Origin of the sequence: Rapidithrix thailandica, assembly GCF_039710355.1 — a bacterium.
In the GTDB taxonomy this organism is placed as follows: Bacteria; Bacteroidota; Bacteroidia; order Cytophagales; family Flammeovirgaceae; genus Rapidithrix; species Rapidithrix thailandica.
In genome coordinates this window covers 148,386-173,864 of sequence record NZ_JBDKWZ010000008.1, presented here as the reverse complement: position 1 = coordinate 173,864, position 25,479 = coordinate 148,386, and the positions used below count along the sequence as shown (strand labels likewise).

Sequence of the window (25,479 nt, the reverse complement as noted above, 5' to 3'; positions counted from 1 at the left end):
TTGGTTTTGGCAATCTGCTCCTTCGTCACTAAATTTATTGAATCACTAATCAACTATTAAACAACACGGCATTATGAGTGATTTTGAAAAATCAATGCAATTGCGCTGGTCAGATATTGACTCCAACTTTCATGTTCGCCATTCGGTATATTACGACTTGGGCGCTATGATCCGGACGGACTTTCTCAATTCTCATGGACTTACCATGAAGGCCATGAAAGAGGAACACTTCGGCCCGGTACTTTTCCGGGAAGAATGTGTTTTTCGCAGGGAATTGTTGTACGGTGAAGAACCTACCATCAATATCAAAATAGCTAAGTTACGAAAAGACTATTCGCGATACAGCCTCGTCCATGAAATCAAGAAAAAGGACGGCACTTTGTGCGCTTTACTGACCGTGGACGGAGCCTGGATGGACACTCATCTACGAAAATTGACGATCCCTCCACAAATAGGCAAACATATGATTGATGCCATGGAAAAAACCGAAAATTTCGTTTGGGAAGAAGTTCCTGAAAAGGCGTAGTTCAATGCAAAGGTTTTCGTTGTCAGGGATTTGTTTTTTCTTTCTCTTATTGTCCAATCGCTCACAACGAAAGCCTAACTTCTGTCTAATCCAAGCAGGTAAATTCTTCAGTCGTAATCGCTTTTCCAAAGTGATGCACTACCTCCTTTAAGAAATACGCTTGTTGTATTTCATTAAAAGCCGCACAGGCATCGGAAAGTACTACGGCTGTATAGGCTTTGTCATGTGCTTCCCGGAACGTAGACTCTACACATACATGTGTGGCATAGCCTGCGATATATAAAGTTTCGATCTGTTGGGTTCTTAAATATATATCCAGATTGGAGCCGGCAAAACCACTGGCCCCGGTCCTACCCGACACCACAAACTCGTTTTCCAAGGGTTGAAAAGGCTCATAAAAGGCACTACCAAACGCATTTTCGGGAAAAGTCCCTACTTGAGGAATGGCTTTTCGCAAACCTGCTTTCCCATTGGCCAACTCCGGATATCCTTTTTTAAACCGCAAACCTACATACACCACCGGCATCCTTACCTTCCGGGCAAAGCCCAATGCCTTTTCGATACCTATCACCGATCGCTCAAAAAGAGAGCGGTCTTGGATGAACGCCTGAAGCTTTCCTTCCGGGGCCAACCACTCATTTTGAGTTTCAATTAAAACCAATGCAGCGTTTTTCATGACAAAAATTTACCTTTATTTTAAATAATCACCCTAAATTGTAAATAATCTACAATTGCAAAACAAAAGCATCAAATGTATTTTTGCAACAATAATTGTAAATAATTTACATTTGCATACTCATGGAAAAACCGGAGAAAAAAGAACTGGCCTTTGATTATGATTTTTTAAATAAGTTGATCGTAGGTATCGGCGAAGTAGCCAAAATCACAGGAGTCCCCACCCGTCAGATCCGCTATTGGGAAGAAAAGGGCATCCTTCATTCCCTCACAGAAGAGGTGGGAAAAAACAGACGCTATGATTATCAAAACATCAAGAAAATTTTGTTGATCAAAGAGTTGATGGACGAAGGCTTTACCTTGGAAGCTGCCGTACGCAAAGTAGAAACAAGGATGAAGGTGCTAAATGAAATGTTGGAAAAGTTGAATTTAGATAGCTCTCCGGAGGATTCACAAGAAGACAGATAAGGCATACCAAAAGGAGCTATATGTATGGAAAAAGTTATTTGTCCTACTCCCTTGCTTATCTTTCCAAACCCTTTACAAACCCCTGTCCAATGACTATTTTCATGGTATGGAAGGAAAGAAACAGCAGCAACTTTTTCAAAGGGCCTGGTGGTTGGCCTTGATTTCTATTCTGTACAACATCTTGGAAGGGGGGATTTCTACTTATTTCGGTATAGACGATGAAACCCTGGCCCTATTTGGCTTTGGTATGGACAGCTTTGTAGAAGTCATTTCCGGCCTGGGTATTGCTCATTTGTATTGGCGGCTCCGGAAACATAACATTGCACAAAGAGACCGGTTCGAAGTAACGGCACTGAAAGTTACCGGAACGGCATTCTATCTACTAACCGTCAGTTTGGTGCTGGGCGCCTCTTTTCAACTTTGGCAACAAAAGCACCCTGTCACCACGCTCTCCGGCATTATCATCGCTATACTTTCAATTCTGACCATGTACTTTCTCTATCAACACAAACTTTCCGTAGGCCGGAAACTTAACTCGGCCCCCATCATTGCCGATGCCAAATGTACCCTTACTTGTTTCCGTTTATCCTTGGTTTTGCTCATTTCCAGCCTCTTATATGAATGGTTACATTTACCTTATATCGATGCTGCGGGAAGCCTGGTCATTGCCTGGTTTGCTTATAAAGAGGGCAAAGAAGCTTTCCAAAAAGCCCGCACAGGGGCTTTATCCTGTGGTTGCAAGGATTGATTCCGATCAGTTGCTACAAAAGCCATTTGATCTATTAAAAGAACCGGGGTTGCATACTGGCAGCTGTATTTTTTCCACAAAACAGCCTCGGTCGCTTGGCAAAAAACGCAGACAAACCAAAGGCTAGCACTTCTCTTTACAGCCCAAAGACTAAAATACATATATGCTCATATCACGTCAAAAGGGGTAAATACTGCGCAATTTGCAGGGAAAAAGTACATTTCCGGGAAGTAAATCTGCTAATAATTTCTTAAATTATACCTTTGTAGGTCGTCACATTCTGCATTCTGCGATAGATTAACAACTCACATAGGATGGATATAAAACTACAGGATTACTTTCGCGCTACAGATGAACACAACACATTGGTACTAAACGACCTGATTTATGCAGAATATCGCTCTTACTTAGGCCCCACACAGCATAAACTTTGGTCGGAAGATCATTTTATGGTTTTCGTGATTCAAGGCATCAAAAAAATCATCACTACCGACCAACAATACACCATCCAGCCCGGCGAGGGTTTGTTCCTGAAAAAAGGCTCTTTTGTGATGTCTGAAATTCCCGATCAGGACGATTGTTATAAAAGCTTGCTGCTCTTCACTTCGGACCAATACCTCTGCGACTTTTTCAAAGAACTTCAACACCTGTTTCCGTCCGATCCTCAAAACCAAATTATTCACACCAGTGTCCCTTTTACAGTGGATCATCAATTACAGAGTTTGTTACAAGCCATTTCGGACATCAGCACACAAGCCCATTCCAGCAAAGAAAAAGAAATTGCCAAATTGCGGGTCAAAGAATTGTTGATCCATATATTGGACGTAAAGAGCAACCATACCCTCCGGGAATGTTTGCAGGCACTCACCATCAAAAACAATGAGGTGCAATTAAAAGAGGTGATGGAAAGCAATTTCACCGCCAATATTGCTTTAAAAGACTTTGCGCAGTTAGCCGGAATGAGTCTTTCCAAATTCAAAAGACACTTTGAATCCTTTTATCAAACCTCACCGGGCAAGTGGCTTTTGCACAAAAGGCTTCAACACGCACAACGCTTGCTCAATAGTACGGATATGAATATATCCGAAATCGCCTTTCACTGTGGCTTTCAAAACCTTTCCCACTTTTCAAAAGTCTTTAAACAACATACCGGATTTAGTCCTACGGAATTTCAAAAAGAAGATTTACTATAAATACATGTCAAAACAGTTTTTTGTTTTCTAAACTTCCTTCCCTCCTTTTTTCATCCGGTCCATGCCTAAACCTGTGAGCTCCAAAACAAAAAAAATGGACCAATGAACAAACTCCTTCTACAAAATTCCACTTAATTTTAATAGGTATAAAATCCAATTAGCCAATCTTTAAATCGATACTTATGAAACAAACGGCCAATTACCTGGAAAGCATTCGCCAACTTTTTCGCTATTACAAATCCCTTGCAGACAAAGCCATACAACAAATCCACGATGAAGATATACACTGGCAACCCGAAGGTTTGCCCAACAGTATAGCCATTGTGGTGAAACATATGTCGGGCAACATGTTGTCGCGTTGGACGGATTTTTTAACTTCGGATGGAGAAAAAAGCTGGCGCAACAGAGACGCGGAATTTGAAGCGGACTTCAACAATAAATCTGCCATGTCGGACTATTGGGAAAAAGGCTGGAAATGCCTGTTTGATGCCATTGATCCGTTGAGCGATGAAGACCTGCAAAAAATTGTTTACATCCGCAACGAAGGCCACACTGTACTGGAGGCTATCAACCGGCAACTGAGTCATTACTCGTACCATACCGGACAAATCGTATTCTTGGCAAAAATGATTTGTAAAGAAAACTGGCTGTCGTTGTCCATCCCTAAAGGAGACTCCCAGTCGTTTAACCGGGAAAAATTTAGCCGGGAAAAACAACGCAAGCATTTTGTATAAACCCATTAAATAGGATTGAAGAATGTAAGACTCGTTCTGATCTAGCTTCATTATTCGGAAAAGGAGCTTTACATTCTTTTTTCTTAAACCTTTTCAGGTAATAAAAATCCCAAAATTATTCATATGCAAAGGTATTTTTCGCTAACTTCAAAATGCGTAACTTGTCTATGAAGCAGTTGGAATTTTGTTTTTGGAAATTATGACATCCGAAGTATAGAGATGCTTCATAAGGTCAAAAGAGAAGATTCAATGAGCTTCCACAAAATTTCAACAAACACTCGCCATGGAAAATACCTATACAATGCACAATGCCTACCTGATACCTCTGCTTCAGGAAGCGGAGAGGTTGCCCCAACAATTTCTGGACACCTTCGGTGAACTGTCCGTTTCTCAACTCAACTGGAAGCCGCAAAACACAATATGGAGTATCGGAGAAAATATGAATCATCTCATCACTTGCAATGAGCAGTATTTTCAGAAATTCGAACAATTATTAAGTGGAAAAGCAACAACACCCTTGTTGGGTAAATTTGCATTTTGGAGAAAGTACTGTGGAAATTTGGTGTTCAATGCGGTATTAGAAGTACCTAAACGGAAATCCAAAACCTTTCACATTTTCGAACCTCCGCACTTACCGGTCACGCATTCTATCTTTGGCGATTTTGACCACCATCAAAAATTATTGTTACAACATATCCGCCAACTTGATCAAGTTGACCATAATCGTACGTACCTGAGCTCCCCGGCGTCCAAAAGTATTGTTTTCAGTTTGAAAGATGCTATCAGGATTTTGTTAGAACATGAAAAAAGGCACTTCCGGCAAGCAAAAAACCTGATGAAACAGACGGATTTTCCACAAGTCTGAATCAAAGCTATTTGTGTACTGTCAGGCCGGTGACACTCGGGGACTCATATTGCTTTTTGTATTTTTTGTAATGGTAAGATTACTTGCTATTCAGTTTTACCAATGCCTTTTCGTAAATCATTACGAGTACAAAATACAAGAGAAAAGCCACCAACGGAACCGTCAAGGACCAAACCAATACAGCCCCTAATACAGCACCGCCCAATTGCTGTCCGGCTACTAACCAGCCTTTGTCAAACAATGCCAGCACTTGCTCTATGGAAAATAAGGCTAAAGGCACATCCATAAAGTTAGCCCCCGCTTGTAAAAAGGGCAGAAACAACATCAACTGCAAAGGGTACATGGCATAATTTACCACCTGAATGGCCACCATGTTTAGCCTCAAGAGAAATGCAAGCCCTGCGCAGATCATCGTAGTCACACCCAACACCGGCATAACACCCATGCCCATTCCGATCACCGTTGCCAAAGCCAGTTTTTGAGGAGATACTCCTTGCTTAAGCAAATGAAGAAGCGGATCAATAACTTTTGTCTTAAAAATTCGAAACATACATGGCTCAGTAACAGGTACTCGCTATATCATTGAAAAAAGGACCCGCCTCACACGCAAAAATCAGCTGATTTAAGCCCTAAATGAATTTCACAACTACAAATCAAAAACAAATACTTTGAAAAAGACGTATTTCCTTGTCCAATTTTAACCGGGGTTTGTCTTATCATTAATTATTTTACTAGTAACTTTGGCAAAATTTTCTCAAAATCCAAAGGACTTGGTTTTTATGACTGGTAAGAATAAAAACCAGAGCAATAAACACCAAGATACATCTGATTTTTACCGGTCAACTTGGCAATAAAGTTCATGGTATACAAAGGTTTGACAGATGCTAAGCACAATGATTCTTGTCCTGTTGATTGACCTTTTTGAACGAAAGAAGAACAAAAATAACCTTCTGGAAACCAGAGACCACAAACCAATATCACAAACTTGTCATGAGACAAAGAATAAAAGCATTTTTTACGTACGCCCTGTTTTGGTATGGATTTTTTATGCTTAGCCGTCTGGGCTTTATGGCTTACCAATGGCAATTCAGTAAAGAACTCAATTTGGAAGAATGGCTGCTTTCCTGTTTACATGGAAGCCGGCTGGACTTTTCAATGGTGGGCTATTTTTTATTACTTCCCGGTTTACTCTTACTGCTGACCTCCTATACCGGAGGGAAATGGCCCGCCAGGATTATTTCCGTATACACCTGTTTACTCATACCCATTATCAGTCTTTTGACCATCGTGGATATGGAATTATACAGTGCATGGGGATTTCGTTTGGATACCACGCCACTCAAATATGAACCGGAGGCATGGGTAGGTCCTTCCGATACCTGGACCACAATCAAACTCTTGTTGATTGGGGCCGCTTTGATTGGTGGAAGTTTATGGGTGTACTTCCAAAAAGTGCGCCCTGTATTCCAGGCAATCAAAACTGACAATTGGAAAAGCTCACTGGCTTTTTTATTACTTACTGCGGCTATGATTTTGCCTATCCGCGGAAGTTTGGGAATGAATCCTATCAATTCAGGATTTGTCTATTACCATCCCAATAAGTTGTTTGCCAATCATGCCGCAGTCAACATGGCCTGGAATTTAATGTATGCCCTGACCCATATGAATAAGTTGTCTTTACCTAAAGACTATTTTGATCAGGAAAAAAGCCAAGAGCTTTTTGGTCAGATTTATCAGGAAAAAGGCAAAACCGTAAAACTTCTTAAAAACCAAAGGCCCAATATAATTTTTATAGGGCTGGAAAGCTTTACTGCACGGCTAATCGAAGTATTGGGAGGAGAAAAAGGAATCACGCCCACACTTAATCAATTAGCGAAAGAAGGTGTTTTGTTTGATAACTTTTACTCCAATGCCGACCGTACCGAAAAGGGGATTGTCGCTTCATTGAGTAGTTATCCGTCCCACCCAACTTCGGCAGTAATCAAATACCCGACTAAAACGTTGCACTTACCCTTTTTGAACAAAGATTTAAAAAAGGCCGGTTACAATACGGCTTTGGTTTTTGGGCATAATATGAATTATGTAAACTTCCGCTCTTACTTTAAAAATGCGGGCTTTGATGTGATGGTAGATATGGAAGATTTTGATCCTTCCACCTACAATTCGGAGTGGGGTGTAGACGACCATTATGCCTTTGAACGCCTCTCTGAAGAAATTGAAAATTTGCAGGAGCCTTTCTTTACCGCTACTTGGACGGTAAGTAGTCATGAACCGTTTAAAGTCCCGATGGAAACGGTAATAGAAGGGAGTGATGTGACCAGTAAATTTTTGAATTCGGCTTACTATACCGACAAAAGTTTGGGCGAATTTATCGAGCGTTGCAAAAAGCAACCTTGGTGGGACAATACATTGGTCGTGATTACAGCAGACCATTCGGTGGCCTTCGCCATTCCGGGAACATTTAACAGTACTGACAAAGGTCGCTTCCGCATTCCATTGATCATGGCCGGAGGTGCCTTGGCTGTACACGACACCCTTATTCATACCTATGCTTCCCAAAATGACATTGCTTCTACGATTTTGGGCCAACTGGACTTGCCTCATGAGCATTATAAATTCGGTAGAAATGTGCTTACGGATCAGCCTAATTCTTATGCCTTTTATACCTTTATCAATGGCTTTGGCATTCTGAGTGATAGTTTTCACATCGTTTATGACAACGTAGGCAAACAATATATTAAAAAGGAAGGAAAGGTGAGCCAAAAAGCTATGGATACAGGAAAAGCACATTTACAAATGCTCTTTACGGATATGGATGATTTGGATAAGCCCTCTTTACATGCCGAACATCAGCCTGAAAAATAAACCCCTCATAAAAAACGGAGCGTAGATGAAAAAGTCATCTACGCTCCGTTTTTTAGCATGCTTATAATTTATTTCAAATCTCCTTTCCGCTCTTGTCCCGCCAAGTACTCCTCGTAGTTTTCAGAAGTGATAATGTCCAAAGGTAATAAGACTTCTTTCGGAATATCTTTCTTATAAATCAGATCTTCAAACAAATAAGAGACCCCTAAGTATGCCTGACGGTAGGGGTTCTGATGAATAAGATAATCAATTTCCCCCTTTTTCAAATGTTCAATATTCTTTTCCAACAAATCATATCCCACAATGACCAATTGCTTTTTAATTTTTGTAAAACTCTGAAGCACGCGGTAAGCTTTCGAAGAAGTTACAAATACCCCACTTAAATCTTCGTGTTGATGAAGGTATTTTGCCAGTTCTTCTTTCATAGACCCATTGCCCAACACCAAGGTTTGTACCCATTCTTCTGCGCCCAACACCTTAAAGTATTCTCTAAACCCCGCTTCTTTCTCCTGCAAGTGCCTGGATGCACTCACATCTTCCTCCACATGCAAGACTAATAGCTTCTTCAATGCAACCCGGTTCATATGCAACAGGTGCGCGGCTAACCGACCGCTTTTATGCAGGTTCTGACCGATAAAGCTCAAAGGACTGGCTTCCTCAATATGTGTGTTAAATGTAATATAAGGAATCTTCTGCCGGTCACATTCTTTAAAAAACTCCAGCGACTCTTTAAAAAAGAAAGGTGCCACCAAAAAACCATCGGGTTGGGTACTCAAGGCTTCCCGGGCCATTTCTTTGAATGAGCCTTTGTCAGAAGGATCGAATAAGTGCTCTTGAATAGACAGGTTAAATTGTCGTAAATCTTTCGCGGCATGTTGGGTTCCCAGGTACGGTTGATACCAATACGTATCTTTCCGGTAATCCGGAATCAAAACACTAAAACGGCAAACCCTGTTTTTCTTTAATGTACGGGCAACCAAATTGGGTTGGTAGTCAATTTCTTCCAACACTTTTTTCACTTTCTGTTCGGCTTTTTCCGATACATTGCCCCGGTTATGCAAAACGCGATCCACAGTACCAATGGATACACCGGACAACCGCGCAATGTCTTTGATAGTATAATTTTTATTATTCATCAATCCTGGTTTTGAGACTGGTTTTAATAAGTAAGTTCATTTTTACAAACCTATACCTGTTATTCAATGGAGGTGTTGCATCCTTTCATTGACCATATGGTAATTCATATAAAGAATTACTTCTACAAAGATAACAGTATTCCGTTAGACTAGGTATACAGACTCTTTGCCATTCCATAAATCCAGCTGTGGCCTTTCCCCAATCTGTTTCTCATCATACCTCCACCCCGTTTTTGCAAGCGTCCTTCCACTCTCCGCTTCCAAAATTTCAAGCCTTTGGCCAACACAAAGCTAACTTACGAAATTCAACAAAAATCCGCAAGTACATGTGTACGACTACAAAAAATCTGTGTACGTACACATTTTTCTTACAAATCCTTGTGATTTAAAAAAAATTCAGGTATGTTTGATTTTAAATTGTAATGAGTACAACAAAACAAATAGGATACTCTCGACTTTGGAAAGCCTTTGGCTTACATAATGGGGAGCAATTACAACTAACTATTTTTTATCCATTTGTTGTGTAATAGAACAGGGTTGCCGAAGTAAGAATTAAATATTTGCAATTTATGCTGAGTGAAGCGCGAGCGATATTCGATCATTTTCAGATCGATGGAGACATAAAACAGGCTGTACCCTTTGGGAACGGTCATATTAATGATACTCTCCGGTTAATCAACCAAGATCCGGGAAAAGACGATTATTTATTACAAAAAATCAATCATCATATATTTAAACAGGTACCCGAACTGATGGAAAACATCCAGCGGGTCACTGAACACTTACAACAAAAACTGAAAACTATTCCCGGATGCGACCCTAAACGGGAAGTGTTGACCTTAATTCCCACTAAAACAGGAGGCATCTATTATCAAGATGCGAAAGGAGACTATTGGAGGGTGTTTCTCTTTATTCCGAATCACCGCTCTTATGACATTGTAGAAACTCCGGAACAAGCGTATGAAGGAGGCAAGACCTTCGGCAAATTTCAAGCTTTACTGGCTGATTTGCCTGGTGGCCCTTTGCACGAAACCATTCCGAACTTTCACAATATGGTCACCCGTTTGGAAACGTTTTTCCGCACCTTAAAAAAGGACCCTGTCAACAGGGCTCAATCTGTGGCGGAGGAGATCGAATTTGTTGAAGACCGGGTCAAAGAAATGTGTCTGTTGCAAGAATTGAGGGAAAAAGGCGAGTTGCCAGAACGCATCACTCATAACGACACGAAATTTAATAATGTGCTCTTGGATGAAAATGACAAGGGTTTGTGTGTGATCGACTTGGATACCGTAATGCCGGGCTTGGTACATTTTGACTTTGGGGATGCCATCCGGACTTCGGCCAACACCGGTGCGGAAGATGAAGCGGACCTGTCAAAGGTTGAAATGAACATTACCATGTTTGAAGCATATGCACAGGGCTTTTTAGAACAAACCCAGTCAGCTTTAACGCCCAAAGAAATAGAATTACTTCCCTACTCGGCCAAGTTTATGCCCTTTATAATGGGTTTACGCTTTTTGACGGATTATTTGGATGGGGATAATTATTATAAAATCAAATTCCCGGAACACAACTTGCAAAGAGCCAGAGCGCAATTTAAGCTCACGTACAGTGCCGAGCGACAAATGGAAGATATGAAAAATATTATATTCAAACTGCACTGACACAGTATGTAAAGAATCTATGTTCAATTTCATTTTTATATTTATATTTCTCGGTAAACCTTCTTCCATTTTGGTTGAAGGTTTATTTTTTTAAGCAAATTGCCTTTCACTTGCTTCCTCCAAAAGGACATTCACTCAGATTATGAATCTTTGCTTCCCTTCTATACTTTTGTCTTGAAACCCTTGTCTAAATTTCTAATTAAATCTCATCTCATGAGCAGTCTCAAGATTCCATATATTACTTTTGATCCGCAAAACGAATCGTTAAACACCCTGTCCGAGCGTCTGGATACTACTCCTGCCCATGCTCTCAAGGAATCGTCCTGGAAAGAGCGCTTTCCTTACCATCCCGAGGTGCAATTCCACATCGCCTACAATGAAGCGGGAATTTTTCTGAAATACCAGGTCAGCGAAGAAAGTACCCGGGCCAAATACGCCCAACTCAACGAAGCCGTCTATACGGATAGTTGTGTTGAATTTTTTATCAGTTTGAACAATACCCAATATTATAATTTCGAATTCAACTGTATCGGGACACCCCTAGTCGGTTACGGCATTCCCGGAGACCGGGAGCGCTTGAGTCATAAACAGATTTTTAACATACGGACACTTTCCAGCCTGGGGGACCAACCTTTTGAAGAAAAAAGCCTTGCTACTCCCTGGACCCTCACCATCTTCATTCCTACGGATGCCTTTCTCTACGATCCGGATTTACAATTAGAAGGACTTTCATGCACCGCTAATTTTTACAAATGCGGAGATGAGTTAGCAAAGCCTCATTATATCTCCTGGAGTCCTATCGAGTATCACAAACCTAACTTCCATTTGCCTCAATTTTTTGGCAAAATCGCGTTTGAAAAACGACCATAAGACTTCCTTTTAACACGAACAAGTAATCACGAAAAAGTTGCCAATTGCTTGTTCGGTTCATTTGCATTCAGAGCATGTTTAAAATTCGTTTTTGATAAATTTAAACATGCTCTCATTCCCTCAGGCTTTTCCAAGTCTTTCCTTCCTTTCTGTTTAATTATCTTTTTAAAATTTATTACTTTTCACGTAGTGCTTAAAAAGCCTGCACTATTTTTTTCTATCATCATTTTTTAAAAAACCAATCATGAATATCCAGGAAACAATTCAAAACCTTAAGGAACTCCACTCGGGAAACCCTTGGCACGGAACCGCCATCCTACCTATTCTTCAAGGGGTAGCCTATGACAAAGTCAACCGTAAAACCGCCCATCAATCTAACTCTATCGGTCAGATTCTGGAACATATGTTATCCTGGAGGAGCTTTATCCAACGGAAATTAGAAGGGGATAAACCCTTTGATATCCAAGTCAATAGCAGAGCCGACTGGAATAAAGACAAAACGTATACCCAGGAAGAATGGCAAACTTTAATCGATGAGTTTGAAAAGAGCCATCAAACCCTTTGTAAAATAATTGCTTCGCTTGACAAGGATTTTCTTTTGAAAACCGTACCCGGACGAAATTACGATTATACATTTTTACTCAATGGACTATCTCAACACGATCTCTATCATATTGGTCAGATAGCCCTGTTGAACAGCCTTTTATAGCAATTCAATGCAAAAAACGGTCATCGTAACCGACAGGAAGCCTGTATATAAAAAACCTGCATTACTTCCGGGTTTCCCATCTTTTTCAGAGATTTGTTTACCGAAAAAAATACCCAACAAGTTCAATTCAACTTCTCAAAAAAGGAAATCTATGCTAAATAAAATTAACCCTACAAAAACTGCTGCCTGGCAAAACCTGGCAACACATTTTCAGAATATGCAGGCAGTACAGATGAAAGAATTATTTGCTCAAGATCCGCAACGTTTTGCCCGTTTCTCGGTGAAGTTCGAAGATATTTTAGTGGATTATTCTAAAAATATCATTACTGACGAAACCTTGAAATTATTGGTTGAACTCGCCAAAGAGGTGAAACTGCCGGAAGCCATCGAACAAATGTTTGGCGGTGAAAAAATCAATGAAACGGAAGGAAGAGCAGTGCTGCATGTTGCTTTACGCAATCAATCCAACACCCCTGTACTTGTGGATGGAGAAGATGTGATGCCGAAAGTCAATGCCGTACTTTCCCAAATGGAGATGTTTTCTGATAAAGTTATTTCAGGGAGCTGGAAAGGCTACACAGGCAAAGCCATCAAAGATATTGTCAACATTGGCATCGGAGGCTCAGACCTGGGACCATTAATGGTATCCGAAGCCTTAAAAGCCTATAAAAAAGAGCATATCAATGTCCACTTCGTATCCAATGTGGACGGAACGCATATCGCCGAAACACTGAACAAAGTGGATCCGGAAACCACTTTGTTTATCATCGCGTCCAAAACGTTTACCACACAGGAAACGATGACCAATGCCCATTCGGCCAAGCAATGGTTTTTGAAAGCAGCCCGGGAAGAAGCTCATGTAGCCAAGCATTTTGTGGCACTTTCTACCAACCGTGAAAAAGTGATAGCCTTTGGCATTGACGAGGAAAATATGTTTGAATTCTGGGACTGGGTAGGCGGCCGTTATTCCTTGTGTTCAGCCATCGGATTATCCATTGCTTGTGCCATAGGTTTTGAAAATTTCAAAGAGCTTTTGACAGGCGCACATGCCATGGACAAACACTTTCGGGAAAGCAATCTGGAAGGAAACGTTCCGGTGTTATTGGCTTTGATCGGTTTATGGTACAATAACTTCTTTGAAGCCGAGTCAGAGGCCATTCTTCCGTACGACCAATATATGCATCGCTTTGCAGCCTATTTCCAACAGGGGAATATGGAGAGCAATGGCAAGTACATCGACCGCAACGGAGAAGAGGTAAACTACCAGACCGGACCAATCATCTGGGGAGAACCCGGTACCAACGGACAGCACGCCTTTTACCAATTGATCCACCAGGGAACCAAGTTGATTCCCTGCGACTTTCTGGCTCCGGCCGTGAGTCAGAACCCATTGAGCGACCACCATCCTAAATTGCTGTCCAACTTCTTTGCTCAGACGGAAGCTTTGATGAAGGGAAAAACCTATGAGGAAGCCCTTGCGGAATTACAAAACTCCGGGCAAAGTGAAGAAGAAATCACCCGGCTGGCAAAGTATAAAGAGTTTAAAGGCAACCGGCCTACCAACTCTATTTTGTTCAAGCAACTGACTCCACATACTTTGGGCAGCCTGATCGCCATGTACGAACATAAAATCTTTGTTCAAGGGGTGATCTGGAATATTTTCAGTTTCGACCAATGGGGTGTGGAACTCGGCAAACAACTGGCCAATAAAATTTTACCGGAATTGGAAAACGATACGCCTGTCACTTCGCACGACAGTTCTACCAACGGTTTAATCAATGCCTATAAGGCAATGAGGTAATTCTCTGAAAGGTAGACCGGTAATCCGCTGAATTTTCATGAATTTAGCTATCTTTGTAAAGAATTAGCGCAGAGGTTCGTCTTTGCGCTAATTCTTTTTTTAACTACTCAAAACTTCAAGCATTACGCCTCTCACCCTTCAGAATGCTTCTCTCTATGCCATCGGGTTGCTTTGTCGTCATACCCTGGCAATACGTTCAATGTAAAACTCTTCTTTTTTTAACATTATGGCTTGGTTATTTTTAATTTTGGCAGGCATTTTTGAAGTGGGCTTTACCACTTGCCTGAAGTTTTCGAACAATTTCAGCAATTTAAAATGGTCCGTAGGCTTTTTTGCCTGTGCCGTTATTAGCTTCTATTTGTTGAACCGCTCACTGCAATCCATTCCGCTCGGCACAGCCTATGCTGTCTGGACAGGCATCGGAGCAGTAGGCACGGTATTGACCGGAATCTTTTTATTTAAAGAACCTTCGGATCTATGGCGGGTCTTTTTCATATTCTTGCTGATCGGTTCTATCATCGGGTTAAAATTAGTTTCAAAGCAATAACCGTAAAACGGTAGAACAGATAGCCATTCGGAAACCTCTTAAAAGCCGTAAAAACTCTTCAAGGGTTTCTTTGGTAGTCCTTTGATCACTTCTTAGTTTTAGCTTTTTAAAAACCGATACACACTTTAACCAATGGAAAACACCGGCATCTATTCGTATTTGGTCCAACCTTATCAGGTGGATTTTCAGCAAAAAATCAATTTTACGACCTTGGGGAATTACCTGATTCAAAGTGCGGGGATTCATGCGGAGGAACGCGGCTTTGGCTTGCAACAATTATTGGAAAATAAAAAAGCCTGGTTTCTGACCCGCTTGGCCATTGATATAGAACAGTATCCTTTGCAGTTTGAAAAAATATGGATCGAAACGTGGGTAAGCGAAGTAGGTGATCGCTTTACCACCCGTAATTTCAACATTCTAAACCGCAATAAGGAAGTAATAGGCGGTGCCAGCTCCTCTTGGGCCATGATTGACCTGACCACACGTAGACCCGCCTCACTCAGCAACCTGATAGGCAATGACTATGTGGATGGCAACCTGGCCTGCCGGGTGATGCAGCCCGAAAAAGTTCCTTCCGTGTCCAAAGATTTGGCGCCCACCGAACAATTAACCGTTAAATACAGCGACCTGGACACCAACAGCCATGTGAATAGTATGCGCTATATGCAATGGATGTTAGATTTGTTTCCGTTGGAGTTATATCAGGAACGGCATATCGGTCGCTTTGAAATCAACTATGCGGCCGAAACGCATTACAGTGATAATGTTGCGCTTTACAAAGAAGAAGTACAACCAAGTGAAGAATTTATCATCGAACTAAAAAAAGAACCGGCCAAAACCGTATGCCGGGGGAAAGTTACCTTCAGATAAATACACCTTTGAAGCTTCTTTCATCAATCAAACTCACCTCCCGGAATCGTACAACTTTGCGAGGTGAGTTTGCTGTATCCTGGAATAGAAATATGCAAAACTGCCTGAAGGTTTATAATTTTATGAAAAATTATTCAAACAGGTAAATCTAAAAATTAAGACTTGAAAAAGGTACTGATCATCAGTTATTATTGGCCTCCTTGTGGAGGAATCGGGGTATTGCGTTGTTTGAAAATTGCGAAGTACCTCAGGCAGTTTGGCTGGGAGCCCGTCATTTTCACTGCTGAAAATGCCCATTATCCCAGCTATGATGAAACGAACTTCAAGGATATTCCGGAAGGGGTGACCGTATTGAAGCAGCCTATTTTTGAGCCTTACCGTTATTACAAAGCCTTTACCGGGAAAGCCAAAGATGCCAATGTCAACGCGGCCTTGACCACCGACCCGGATAAAGGCAGTTTCAAACATAAACTGTCGGTGTTCATCCGCAGCAATTTTTTTATTCCCGATGCAAGGGCCTATTGGATCAAACCTTCGGTAAAATATTTAAAAAAATACCTGAAAGAAAACCCGGTAGATGCGCTCTTTTCAGACGGCCCTCCCCATTCCAACACCATGATTGCCTGCCAACTCAAAGAACAACTGGGCATTCCCTGGTTGGCAGACTTTCAAGACCCTTGGACTCAAGTCGATTATTTTCAGGAGCTAATCCTTACCCCTTGGGGGCGCAAAAAACATCATCGTTTGGAGCAACGGGCCTTTCGCAATGCGGATAAAATGACCATTGTCAGCAAACGCTGGAAAAAAGATTTGGAAAGTATCGGGGCAAAAAACGTTTCAGTGATTCCTTGGGGATTCGATGAAGAAGATTATCAAGACCTAACACCCAATCCTGATTCGATGTTTACACTTACTCATGCCGGTCTGTTAGGAGATGACCGCAACCCGGAGGCTTTGTTCGAAGCTTTTTCCATTTTAAACCAAGAGATCGAAGGGTTTCAAGAAAATAGCAGAATCCGGTTGATCGGTCAGGTAGATAAGTTGGTGGTAGCAGCAGCTGAAAAGCAGGGAGTCCGCCAACAATTGCAACTTATCGAACAGGTAGACCGAAAAACCGCTATTCAGTTTTGCGCGAATTCCCAAGTCTTGCTTTTATTGTTAAATAAAGCGGCTAATGCCTATGGTCGCATTCCGGGGAAATTGTTTGAATACTTGGCCGTAAACCGGCCTATTTTATGCCTCGGTCCTCAAGAAAGTGATGTGCACGATATCTTACAAAGCAGGCATGCCGGTGTACTGGAAGAATACCGCAACCCACAAGCGATTGCCCGGCGGGTAAAAGTTTTTTACGAAGAGTTTCAAACAACCGGAAAAGTCAGCAATACCACACAAGGGATTTCGCAATATTCCATCAAACACCTGACCGGGAAAATAGCCGGAATGTTAGAGGATATCAGAAAGTCCACAAGTACGGATCAACGACCGGTAAAGCCATAGTCCGGTTGCAAATTCCAACTCCTGATTGATATGAACACCCCGTTGATTAATGTACACACCCATCATCCGGAGGAAGCGGGCCTTTCCATCCGAAATATCATTTGGCCACAAGAAAGCATAACCCCTTCCTTTGAGTTCGTGAGCCTGGGCATTCACCCATGGTATATTCCAAAGGACTGGGAAATGCAATTGGACCGGATGAAGGAACATGTCCATAACCTACATGTCGTAGCCATTGGCGAAGCCGGCTTGGATAAAGTATGCCCCACTCCACTCCCCTTACAAATGGAAGTATTTAAGGCCCAGGTTCAGTTAGCCGAAACCACTCAAAAGCCGTTAATCATTCACTGTGTAAAAGCCTATCAGGAAATTCTTCAAATCAAACAGCAACAAACTCCTACAATGCCTTGGATCCTCCATGGATATAATAAGAAGCCGGAATTGGCAAGACAACTTATCCAAAAAGGCCTCTTGCTTAGTTTTGGAAAGGACCTGTTGTTCAAACCTTCCGTTCAGGAAAGTTTTCGGGTCTGCCCCGAAGGATCATATTTTTTAGAAACGGATGATCAGGACGGTCTCTTCCTCCAAGATTTGTATGAAAAAGCCGCTTTGCTCCGGAAAATTCCTATGGAAAAATTAGCTGAAAATATATATTTGCGCTTTTGTAAAATTTTCAAGCGATCCCTCTAGGATAAGAAGGCATTAACGGAATACATACAAGGGGTTATTTTGCCTTTGAGAATACCTTGGGGGGTTGATGATAAAAATTCCTGATTTTTAATTTCAAACTATAGTAAATATTACAATGACGAATTGGCTGGAGAGGACTGAGTTGCTCATAGGCCCAGAGGCAATCAATAGTCTTCAGGAGAAACACGTACTGGTAGTAGGTTTGGGAGGAGTTGGCAGCTTTGCCGCAGAGTTCTTGGCCAGGGCGGGAGTCGGAAAACTCACCATAGTAGATGGTGATGTGATCGACCCTACCAATATCAACCGGCAGTTGCCGGCCTTGCATAGCACCGTAGCACAAAGCAAAGCCCAACTGATGGAAGCCCGCATCCGGGATATCAATCCTGCAATACAACTGGAAGTGCTGGAAGAGTTTCTGGACCCGGAACGAACCTGGGAAGTGGTACAAGAAGAGATGGACTATGTATTAGATTGTATTGATAGTGTGTCACCTAAAATCAACCTGATTACGGCTTGTGTGCGAAAAAATGTCAAGGTGATTAGCAGTATGGGAGCCGGAGGGAAAACCGATCCTTCTCAAGTGAAAGTCACCGATATTTCACAAACCTATCATTGCAACTTGGCCCGGACCATTCGCAAACGCCTGAGAAAAGACAAAATCAACAAGGGAGTGAAAGCCATATTTTGTGCCCAGGCGTTAAAAAGAGACTCTTTAAAGCTTACTGATGGGAATAATTTCAAGAAGTCTTTTTATGGGACGATTTCCTATATGCCGGCCTTATTTGGTTTACATGCCGCCGCTACAGTAATCGAAGAACTTTCAGCATAAATCCAAACACCATTCCGGTTGATAAAAGACCGGAATGGTGTTTTATCAACCGGAATTATCGCCAAGCTTCGCCTTGGTCCTGATCCAGACTAAGCAATTGCAAATCCTGATCAATTACCCAATATTTCACGGGCAGATGTTCTAAATTATTCAAATGATTTTGTCCCTCAAAACCGATGAGCAGCAATTGATCTGACAAGAGAATCACTTTCACTACAAAATGGCTTTTCGGCTCGGAGATATACAATTCCTTATGGAGGTTACCATCCAGGTTTAATACGGTCAAATACACCCCGGATTCCTCATTTGAGTGATAAGCCCCTTGTACCTGGGTTTCCTTTCCGGAGGAGCTTTTCGGGTAATTCCCCACTAAACAATACTTATCTTGCCATTCAAAAAAAGCTTTTACATCTCCTTTTCCGGACAATTCCTTTTTCCATAGTAATTTCCCATTCGGGCCAATATTTTCTACATAAACTCCTGCACCCCTTCTATTCTGAGCCGGTAAAGAAGCCGTATAGACCAAAGAGGAGTCACGGAAGTTTTGTAAAATATGCGATGGGGTTATTTCCTCCGGTAGTTGCGTTTTACGTTTAACCTTACCGTTGGCATCTACTTGATACAATACTTGTGTAGAAACCCCATCCTTTTTTATTGGATATACCTGGATCACCGCAAAAACCTTATGATTTGTGACATTGATCGAAACTCCCCATTGTTCGGACTGCCGCTCAGGTAAATTCAAAAGCCATAACACTTTCCGCTCATTTACTTTTGCGATAAAGGCCTGTTTATGTTGGGTATTCTGAAAACCGGTAATGTACAGATTGTTAGCAGTATCCTTGGTTACTTTGGTGGTCACAAATGCATTGGGCTCAGCCACTGCATTGAGAGGTTGTTCGAACAAAGGCAATCTGGCATTTTCATAGGTTGCAAATTTAGCCCGGTATTTACGCTCTATATTCTGAAAAGCAAGTTGATCCTTAATCCGGATTTCACAATACCGCTGGCAAGTCGCCAAATACTTTCGCTCTTTAGTCAGAAACGTTTGCAAATTCCCTTGGGCATTGTATAAATGTACAAACAAGTTTTCGTGACGCAGAAAATCCAACGAATCAAAATTATTGGCCACTTTCTGCAATAAATAATCCGCTTCTTGTACACCTTTACCCAATAAATAATAATAGTGCAAGGTAGAATCCGGAGCATGTTTGTATTGAAAAAAACCATACTCTTTTACAAAATCTTGCAACAGTTCCGTTTTAGCATGTTTATAGGTAAAGAGATCCAGTAACACCGATTCCGGATCGTATTTCTCCAACATCTCCAAGGTATAAGCAGGAATTTCATAAGCACCCAACTCCAAGACAGAATCGATTTCTACCGCACTTAAGCGATAATTTAACGATATCTCTATACTTAGTACAGAATCTCTCAATACCGGAACCTCCTTTGCACGAACCGTTTCCAAGTGGCTCATCCACCCTTTCAAATCCCATAGGTTCACTTTGTATTGGGTAAAATCAGGCATTTTCACTTCCAGAGGCATATATTTTTCCAGAGGGAGTAAATGATAGGTTTGCTGGTAATACTCCTTGGAATATTTATTTCTGACTTTTAAAAAAGCGTCAAAGTCACTAACGTAGTGCGCAATATGTTGTTGAAGCCGCTCAGTAAGTTGCTTATACCTTACCCGGCTTAGAAGGCATATATCTTCCTGTTTGGGGAAGCGTTTGTGAAGTTGGTTGTAGCGCCTCAATGCCTCAGCGTAATGTTCGAGCCCACGGGCATAAGGTGCATACACCTCCGCAATTTGTAAGGCGTAAATTTCTAAATTCGCCCTTTTTTGAGTGAGCAATTCATTCATCTTTACCAGGCTCAGTTCCCGGCTTGCAGGAGGCAGAGAGTCCCATAAGGCTAAGAGGTAATGACTGTGTTTTTTCACACCGCTCTCCTCAAGCCATTGTTGCCCCAATTCATAGAACTGATGAGCACTGTCCAGCAAGGACCGGACCTTTGTATAGTGGGTGAGATATTCCTGCTTTTGCGCATATTGATGATACAAGTGCCCGATTTGCAAATAGGCGGATGCAGGAGCCGGTTGATGGGTGCTGACAAACCACAACATCGTATCTAACAATTGCCTTTCGGGCAATCGCTTCTCTACGACCAATGCGGCCAAATCCTTATATTTCTGTGCCCTTGCCTGTTGAATGCTGCACAAGCAAGTGAGACCAAGAATTATCCCAATTAACCCTTTCATAAAATTGAATACAATGACTTGTTTAGGTAAATTTAGTCAGGCCCCAGGAGAACCTAAGGCCGAAGGTATGATATACTTCACTACCCGGTCAACTTTTACACAAAAATATAATTAATCTACAAGGGATCAATGCACAAAATGGCAGAAGTCTTGAGGAAAGAGCCCCATTGAGGTACTGAAAACAAGCATTCTATAGGGGAATAATTTTGAAAAATAAGCGTAAAGTCGTATTTTCGCAGCTGCGAAGACAAGAGGCCTCGTAGTTCAATGGATAGAATAGGAGTTTCCTAAACTCTAGATCTAGGTTCGATTCCTAGCGAGGCCACTCAGCTCCTTTTTACAGGCGACCCTACTCAAACAAAAAACCTCCAAAATGTACTGTTTTGGAGGTTTTTTGTTAAATTCCCTTCCGTAAATTATTTAGTGATAGATAAAAATGTTGACACAATCTGTCACAATATTGTCACAAAAATTATTCACCCCTAATTCACTCCTTCTATGAATATCGACTTTTACCTGCGGAAGTACATTGACCGCAATGGCCTCTCCTCTATCAATGTAGATGTGTAAAGCATATTAATATTCGCATTCGCAAAAGTACCCTTATAAAGATCTCTCAAAAAAAATGGGATACTCGCAAAGGACTTGTGAAAGGAAATGGCGAAGAAGCCTTTGATATCAACACCCGCCTGCACAATATCCGGTTGGCCATTGGAAATGCCTGCTCCAAGTTACTTGCTAAAAACGAACCCATCAAAGAATCACAAATTCAATATATTGTGGAATCGGCTATCAAAGGAAAAGCCGTTCATGATGACCAATACCTAAGCGACTATTTTGAACCCTTTCTGGAATACAAAAAAGAACAGGTAACCGAAAGCACAATACGACAATACCGCAATACTTTCAAGTATCTCTCCTATTTCGAAAAATACTCAAGGCACCGTTATTTGTTTGATGAAATTGATTTTAATTTCCTGGATAAATTTCAATCCTACCTCAAAAGCTTAAAAAACACCAATGCCAACCGGAAGACTGATAAAGGCCTTTTAAAAGACTCCCTGTCAAAGCATTTGAAACACCTCAAAACCATCACAAGATGGGCATATGACCGAGGGATTCATACCAATGAGAAGTTTATGAAATTCAAAGCTTCTTACACTTCAAAAAATGAAATTGTCGTACTCACTGAAGACGAAATGGTACGATTGGAAAATATAGACCTCACAAACAAACCCATGTTGGATAAAGCAAGGGATTTATTCTTGTTTATGTTCCGCACCGGGCAACGGATATCGGATATTAACAACTTCGACCCGGACGATATAAAAAACAGAGTTTGGGAATTTGAAGCCCTCAAGGTAAGGAAAGAGAAAAAACGAATCCGGATAGAGTTTGAGGGATTCTTTGCACCGGCATATACCATTCTGCAAAAATACAATGGGCACTTGCCCAAGCTCGCCCTTCAAGTGTTAAACCGGTCTATTAAAGATGTAGGAAAAATGTGCAAATTTGATACAACGGTAAAAATCACCAGGCAAACGGATACAGGTGAAACCGTCACCATCAAAGGGAAAAAATGGGAATTTATGAGTGCTCATATGGCCCGTAGAACCTTTGTTTCCATCCTGATCAACAAAGGTGTTCCATTTACGAAAATCCAAAAGTTCACCGGGCACAGTGATTTGACCACCTTATTAAAATACGAACAGACCAGTATTGACGAGGCACAGGCCACCGTACAAGAAATACAACTATCTCCCAATTTGAAAGTGGTAAAAAAATCCAGTTAAGTAAAAAGCCCGGAAGGGTTCCGGGCTAACATAATCAATTCGTAGTCACCGTTACCCCCATGGCTGTAAGAGTGGCCACAGCGGCATCAGAAGCCGAAGTCCGGGGTGCATTGTCACCTCCAAGATGCAATACTTTTAAGCCTGTCCAGGTCTTTAATGCTAAGTCATTCAATAGTTCATCTACTTTAGGAGCATCCAAGCCAAATCCATCTGGCAAGAAGGTAAAGCGGTCCACCTCTGCCATTTGTAATCCCCCCGAATAATTTATTGCCTGATTAGTCCCTTTCAACTCAAAGGATTGCATTACCGCTTGCAAATCGCTCATGTCCCCGGTAATAGTATTTTGACCGTATATATCCATAAAACTTAGTGTGCTTGGCAAATTCGCCAAAATTCCGGTAATAGTATTTTGCCCGTATACTCTAATGAGTTCTAATCCTTCCTTTAAATATTGAATATCTCCGGATATATCGTTATCAATACTGACAAGCAATTGCTCAAGTGAGTTAGGAAGATTGTTGATACTTCCTGTAAGATTGGAAGGTGCCGCAAACACATTGATATGCACAAGCCCTTCGTGCAAATCGTCAATACTTCCGGTCAAGAAGGCATTTCCACCTATGATAAAGGTTACAAGAGAGCCCGGAAGGTCTGCCACCGTTCCGCTAAGTGTATTTGAACCTCTTATATCTATATAAGTAGGGGTTTGTGTAATGTCAGCAAAGCTCCCTGTAATCGTATTCGCGCCATGGCATACGAATGAATTAATACTGATCGGCAAGTCTTTGATATTGCCTGAAACGGTTGTATTACCTGTCACATAGAAGGTTTTTAGTTCGGGATTCAAGGTACTTATATCCCCACTCAAGGTATTGGTACCCTGCACATAAAAGAACCTTACACTATCAGGAATGCTAGCGACATCTCCCATTAAGGGGGTGTTACCATGAATCTGAAAAGTATGACACAAGGCGGGTATATTAGACACATTCCCTGTAATCGTACTATTTCCTTGTATAACAATGTAAATAAGACTCGCAGGGAAGTCTAATAAATCTCCGGTAATAGTGTTGATACCGGTCACTGAGATTACAACTAAGTTCGGAGTATTCAGAGTATTTAAATTTCCGGTAATCGTATTACTACCCTGGATTGTAAAATAAGTCATACCACTATGAAGATTAGCGATATTCCCAGTAATTGTGTTGAATCCGTAAATATCCAGGTTGGTTACATTTGTCGGAATGCTTGCAATATCTCCTGAAAGGGTGTTTGCCCCACCTACACTTAATCTGAAGATATTTAATCCGATATTGGCTATATCTCCCGTAATTGTATTATTACCTAATATAGACACATTAGTAGCACTAGACGGGATACTGGCAATGTCTCCCGTAAGCGTGTTCTCACCCCAAATGCTCAAAACAATGACATTCGGAGGTAAATTGGCAATATCTCCCATAATCGTATCATTTACGCCTCTTGCCAAGAAGGAAATTAACGAATCAGGCAAAACAGAAATATCCCCTGTAAGCGAAGAAAGAATCTTATCATGTGTTATAAAACTAATAAGACCAGACAAATTTTGCAGAGCCGAAATATTGTAACTCCATCTTCCTGAAATGTCTTTAAAAACAGAAAATACAGACAGTTGTTCCCCGTATATTTTTACAGCATACTCCCCCGCAATTAAGAAATTATGATTTATTGAATTTGTATTCTCTACTACACCATCACCATAATCTACCCAAGCCGTTGCCCCTGCCTTGGTAATATCCATTTGAATATTTTCATTAACTTCTTCCGTAGTCGCATGCAGGGTAAAATAGGTGAGCGTTTTGGCGCTTGCCTCTTCGGAAAAGCTGGAAACCTTTCCGGAGCGACCAATTGCCCGTATCTTATAGTAATAGACAGTGTCATCCGAAAGGTTACTATCCGTATAACTTACTGCTCCATACGCTGTAGTATGTATTAATGTATAGCCACTTCCAGCGCTGGAACTCCGGTAGATTTCATAGCCTTGATTGTTCGCCACATCTCCCCAAGTGATTTCAATCTCTTGAGGTGCTCCGGGGTTTACATTTAGCACAGGAGTAGCAAGCCGTTTTGCTAGTATTGTATGATGGTGTTGGATCATTTTATTTATAAGAAGACTGAAGCGTTTTCATTGAGTATATACTCCACGTCATTAGCCGTTGGATAGCCTGCATTATTCCAGCCTCCGAGGGTGAGATTTACCGCTTTCTCTATATAGATATCCGGCTGGTTGAGAATGTTTTTGGCCAATGTGGCTACTTCCGGATTGTTATCATTAAGATTCTTCATTGCCATTTTGATAAGGATTTGCTTTACAAATTCCGTAAAGCTTTCATCCTTTTTCAAATAGGCTTTTTGCTCAGAATTGAGAGGCTGAGCCGGGAAAGCTAATTCCAAATTAGATACTCCGGCAATATCGTTAATAGCGGCCGATATGGCCGTTTCAATTTCCGTATCGGTAGACTGGTTGGAAATTCCTTCCTGAGCAGATACGGACCAAACCAGTGCGACCAGGGTTGCACGGTCCTCACTCAATACTTTTAAGGCAGTGGTTTGACGTTTTTCAAAATAGCTTTTGGAGAAGAAACTATGCGCTTCTCCTACAATCTGCGTAGCGGCACGGTAAGCCGCTACACGGACTCTAATATTGAAATCCTGATCCCTTGCCAAAGTTGCTTTATCCAATAGACTCATATTTAA

Annotated in this window: 23 protein-coding genes and 1 tRNA gene; 18 read left to right on the top strand and 6 right to left on the bottom strand. The window is 41.4% G+C overall.

Annotation, left to right across the window (positions count from 1 at the left end; genetic code table 11):
- Positions 1-73: 73 nt before the first annotated feature.
- Entirely contained in the window at positions 74-526 is a 453-nt protein-coding gene (locus tag AAG747_RS15600) for an acyl-CoA thioesterase (RefSeq protein WP_346822124.1), read from the top strand.
- Positions 527-611: 85 nt separating this feature from the next.
- On the opposite strand, the gene AAG747_RS15595 is transcribed toward AAG747_RS15600, so the two are convergent.
- Complete coding sequence (locus tag AAG747_RS15595; RefSeq protein WP_346822123.1) at positions 612-1,202, bottom strand: cysteine hydrolase family protein; 591 nt, start codon at positions 1,200-1,202, stop codon at positions 612-614.
- A 122-nt stretch (positions 1,203-1,324) separates the two neighbouring features.
- Here AAG747_RS15595 and AAG747_RS15590 point away from each other — a divergent pair, with 122 nt between their 5' ends.
- The 5 genes from AAG747_RS15590 (at position 1,325) to AAG747_RS15570 (ending at position 5,209) form a co-directional block, all read left to right on the top strand.
- Positions 1,325-1,669: a MerR family transcriptional regulator gene (locus AAG747_RS15590; RefSeq protein ID WP_346822122.1), complete on the top strand. Its 345-nt coding sequence runs from the start codon at positions 1,325-1,327 to the stop codon at positions 1,667-1,669.
- 106 nt (positions 1,670-1,775) lie between these two features.
- The gene (locus AAG747_RS15585; RefSeq protein ID WP_346822121.1) at positions 1,776-2,417 is read left to right on the top strand and encodes a cation efflux transmembrane domain-containing protein; all 642 of its coding nucleotides are present in this window, start codon (positions 1,776-1,778) and stop codon (positions 2,415-2,417) included.
- A 314-nt stretch (positions 2,418-2,731) separates the two neighbouring features.
- Positions 2,732-3,610 (top strand): AraC family transcriptional regulator, encoded by an 879-nt coding sequence (locus tag AAG747_RS15580; RefSeq protein ID WP_346822120.1) that lies wholly within the window; start codon positions 2,732-2,734, stop codon positions 3,608-3,610.
- A 182-nt stretch (positions 3,611-3,792) separates the two neighbouring features.
- Positions 3,793-4,344, top strand: coding sequence for a DUF1572 family protein (locus AAG747_RS15575; RefSeq protein WP_346822119.1), 552 nt, complete (start codon positions 3,793-3,795; stop codon positions 4,342-4,344).
- Between the two features lie 283 nt (positions 4,345-4,627).
- Positions 4,628-5,209 carry a DinB family protein gene (locus AAG747_RS15570; protein ID WP_346822118.1) on the top strand — a complete coding sequence of 194 codons (582 nt, stop codon included), beginning with the start codon at positions 4,628-4,630 and terminating at the stop codon, positions 5,207-5,209.
- Positions 5,210-5,288: 79 nt separating this feature from the next.
- Here the strand turns inward: AAG747_RS15570 and AAG747_RS15565 are convergent, their stop codons facing one another.
- Positions 5,289-5,759 (bottom strand): DUF2062 domain-containing protein, encoded by a 471-nt coding sequence (locus AAG747_RS15565; RefSeq protein ID WP_346822117.1) that lies wholly within the window; start codon positions 5,757-5,759, stop codon positions 5,289-5,291.
- Positions 5,760-6,199: 440 nt separating this feature from the next.
- Between AAG747_RS15565 and AAG747_RS15560 the strand changes: the two genes are divergently transcribed.
- Complete coding sequence (locus AAG747_RS15560) at positions 6,200-8,074, top strand: LTA synthase family protein (protein WP_346822116.1); 1,875 nt, start codon at positions 6,200-6,202, stop codon at positions 8,072-8,074.
- A gap of 68 nt (positions 8,075-8,142) precedes the next feature.
- Here AAG747_RS15560 and AAG747_RS15555 read toward each other — a convergent pair whose 3' ends face one another.
- Positions 8,143-9,210 (bottom strand): LacI family DNA-binding transcriptional regulator, encoded by a 1,068-nt coding sequence (locus tag AAG747_RS15555; RefSeq protein ID WP_346822115.1) that lies wholly within the window; start codon positions 9,208-9,210, stop codon positions 8,143-8,145.
- A gap of 569 nt (positions 9,211-9,779) precedes the next feature.
- Between AAG747_RS15555 and AAG747_RS15550 the strand changes: the two genes are divergently transcribed.
- The 9 genes from AAG747_RS15550 to AAG747_RS15510 all read left to right on the top strand — a co-directional run bounded on the left by AAG747_RS15550 (position 9,780) and on the right by AAG747_RS15510 (position 18,687).
- Entirely contained in the window at positions 9,780-10,874 is a 1,095-nt protein-coding gene (locus AAG747_RS15550) for a phosphotransferase enzyme family protein (protein WP_346822114.1), read from the top strand.
- A 213-nt stretch (positions 10,875-11,087) separates the two neighbouring features.
- Positions 11,088-11,744, top strand: a complete 657-nt coding sequence (locus AAG747_RS15545; protein ID WP_346822113.1) for a carbohydrate-binding family 9-like protein — start codon at positions 11,088-11,090, stop codon at positions 11,742-11,744.
- Positions 11,745-11,988: 244 nt separating this feature from the next.
- Complete coding sequence (locus AAG747_RS15540) at positions 11,989-12,453, top strand: DinB family protein (RefSeq protein ID WP_346822112.1); 465 nt, start codon at positions 11,989-11,991, stop codon at positions 12,451-12,453.
- Positions 12,454-12,604: 151 nt separating this feature from the next.
- Entirely contained in the window at positions 12,605-14,254 is a 1,650-nt protein-coding gene (gene pgi / locus AAG747_RS15535) for a glucose-6-phosphate isomerase (RefSeq protein WP_346822111.1), read from the top strand.
- A 226-nt stretch (positions 14,255-14,480) separates the two neighbouring features.
- Positions 14,481-14,801 (top strand): DMT family transporter, encoded by a 321-nt coding sequence (locus AAG747_RS15530; RefSeq protein WP_346822110.1) that lies wholly within the window; start codon positions 14,481-14,483, stop codon positions 14,799-14,801.
- 132 nt (positions 14,802-14,933) lie between these two features.
- Positions 14,934-15,671 carry an acyl-[acyl-carrier-protein] thioesterase gene (locus tag AAG747_RS15525; protein WP_346822109.1) on the top strand — a complete coding sequence of 246 codons (738 nt, stop codon included), beginning with the start codon at positions 14,934-14,936 and terminating at the stop codon, positions 15,669-15,671.
- 162 nt (positions 15,672-15,833) lie between these two features.
- Positions 15,834-17,168: a glycosyltransferase gene (locus AAG747_RS15520; RefSeq protein WP_346822108.1), complete on the top strand. Its 1,335-nt coding sequence runs from the start codon at positions 15,834-15,836 to the stop codon at positions 17,166-17,168.
- A 30-nt stretch (positions 17,169-17,198) separates the two neighbouring features.
- A complete protein-coding gene (locus AAG747_RS15515; protein ID WP_346822107.1) occupies positions 17,199-17,858 on the top strand; it encodes a TatD family hydrolase in 660 nt (219 codons plus the stop codon).
- 115 nt (positions 17,859-17,973) lie between these two features.
- Positions 17,974-18,687, top strand: a complete 714-nt coding sequence (locus AAG747_RS15510) for a tRNA threonylcarbamoyladenosine dehydratase (protein ID WP_346822106.1) — start codon at positions 17,974-17,976, stop codon at positions 18,685-18,687.
- A 55-nt stretch (positions 18,688-18,742) separates the two neighbouring features.
- Here AAG747_RS15510 and AAG747_RS15505 read toward each other — a convergent pair whose 3' ends face one another.
- Positions 18,743-20,950 carry a hypothetical protein gene (locus tag AAG747_RS15505; RefSeq protein WP_346822105.1) on the bottom strand — a complete coding sequence of 736 codons (2,208 nt, stop codon included), beginning with the start codon at positions 20,948-20,950 and terminating at the stop codon, positions 18,743-18,745.
- Between the two features lie 253 nt (positions 20,951-21,203).
- Between AAG747_RS15505 and AAG747_RS15500 the strand changes: the two genes are divergently transcribed.
- Positions 21,204-21,275: transfer RNA gene (locus tag AAG747_RS15500), tRNA-Arg, on the top strand.
- Between the two features lie 322 nt (positions 21,276-21,597).
- Complete coding sequence (locus AAG747_RS15495; RefSeq protein ID WP_346822104.1) at positions 21,598-22,743, top strand: tyrosine-type recombinase/integrase; 1,146 nt, start codon at positions 21,598-21,600, stop codon at positions 22,741-22,743.
- 34 nt (positions 22,744-22,777) lie between these two features.
- On the opposite strand, the gene AAG747_RS15490 is transcribed toward AAG747_RS15495, so the two are convergent.
- Together AAG747_RS15490 and AAG747_RS15485 are read right to left on the bottom strand one after the other, a co-directional pair.
- Positions 22,778-24,880, bottom strand: a complete 2,103-nt coding sequence (locus AAG747_RS15490; RefSeq protein WP_346822103.1) for a hypothetical protein — start codon at positions 24,878-24,880, stop codon at positions 22,778-22,780.
- Between the two features lie 5 nt (positions 24,881-24,885).
- Positions 24,886-25,473 (bottom strand): hypothetical protein, encoded by a 588-nt coding sequence (locus AAG747_RS15485; protein ID WP_346822102.1) that lies wholly within the window; start codon positions 25,471-25,473, stop codon positions 24,886-24,888.
- Positions 25,474-25,479 lie beyond the last annotated feature (6 nt).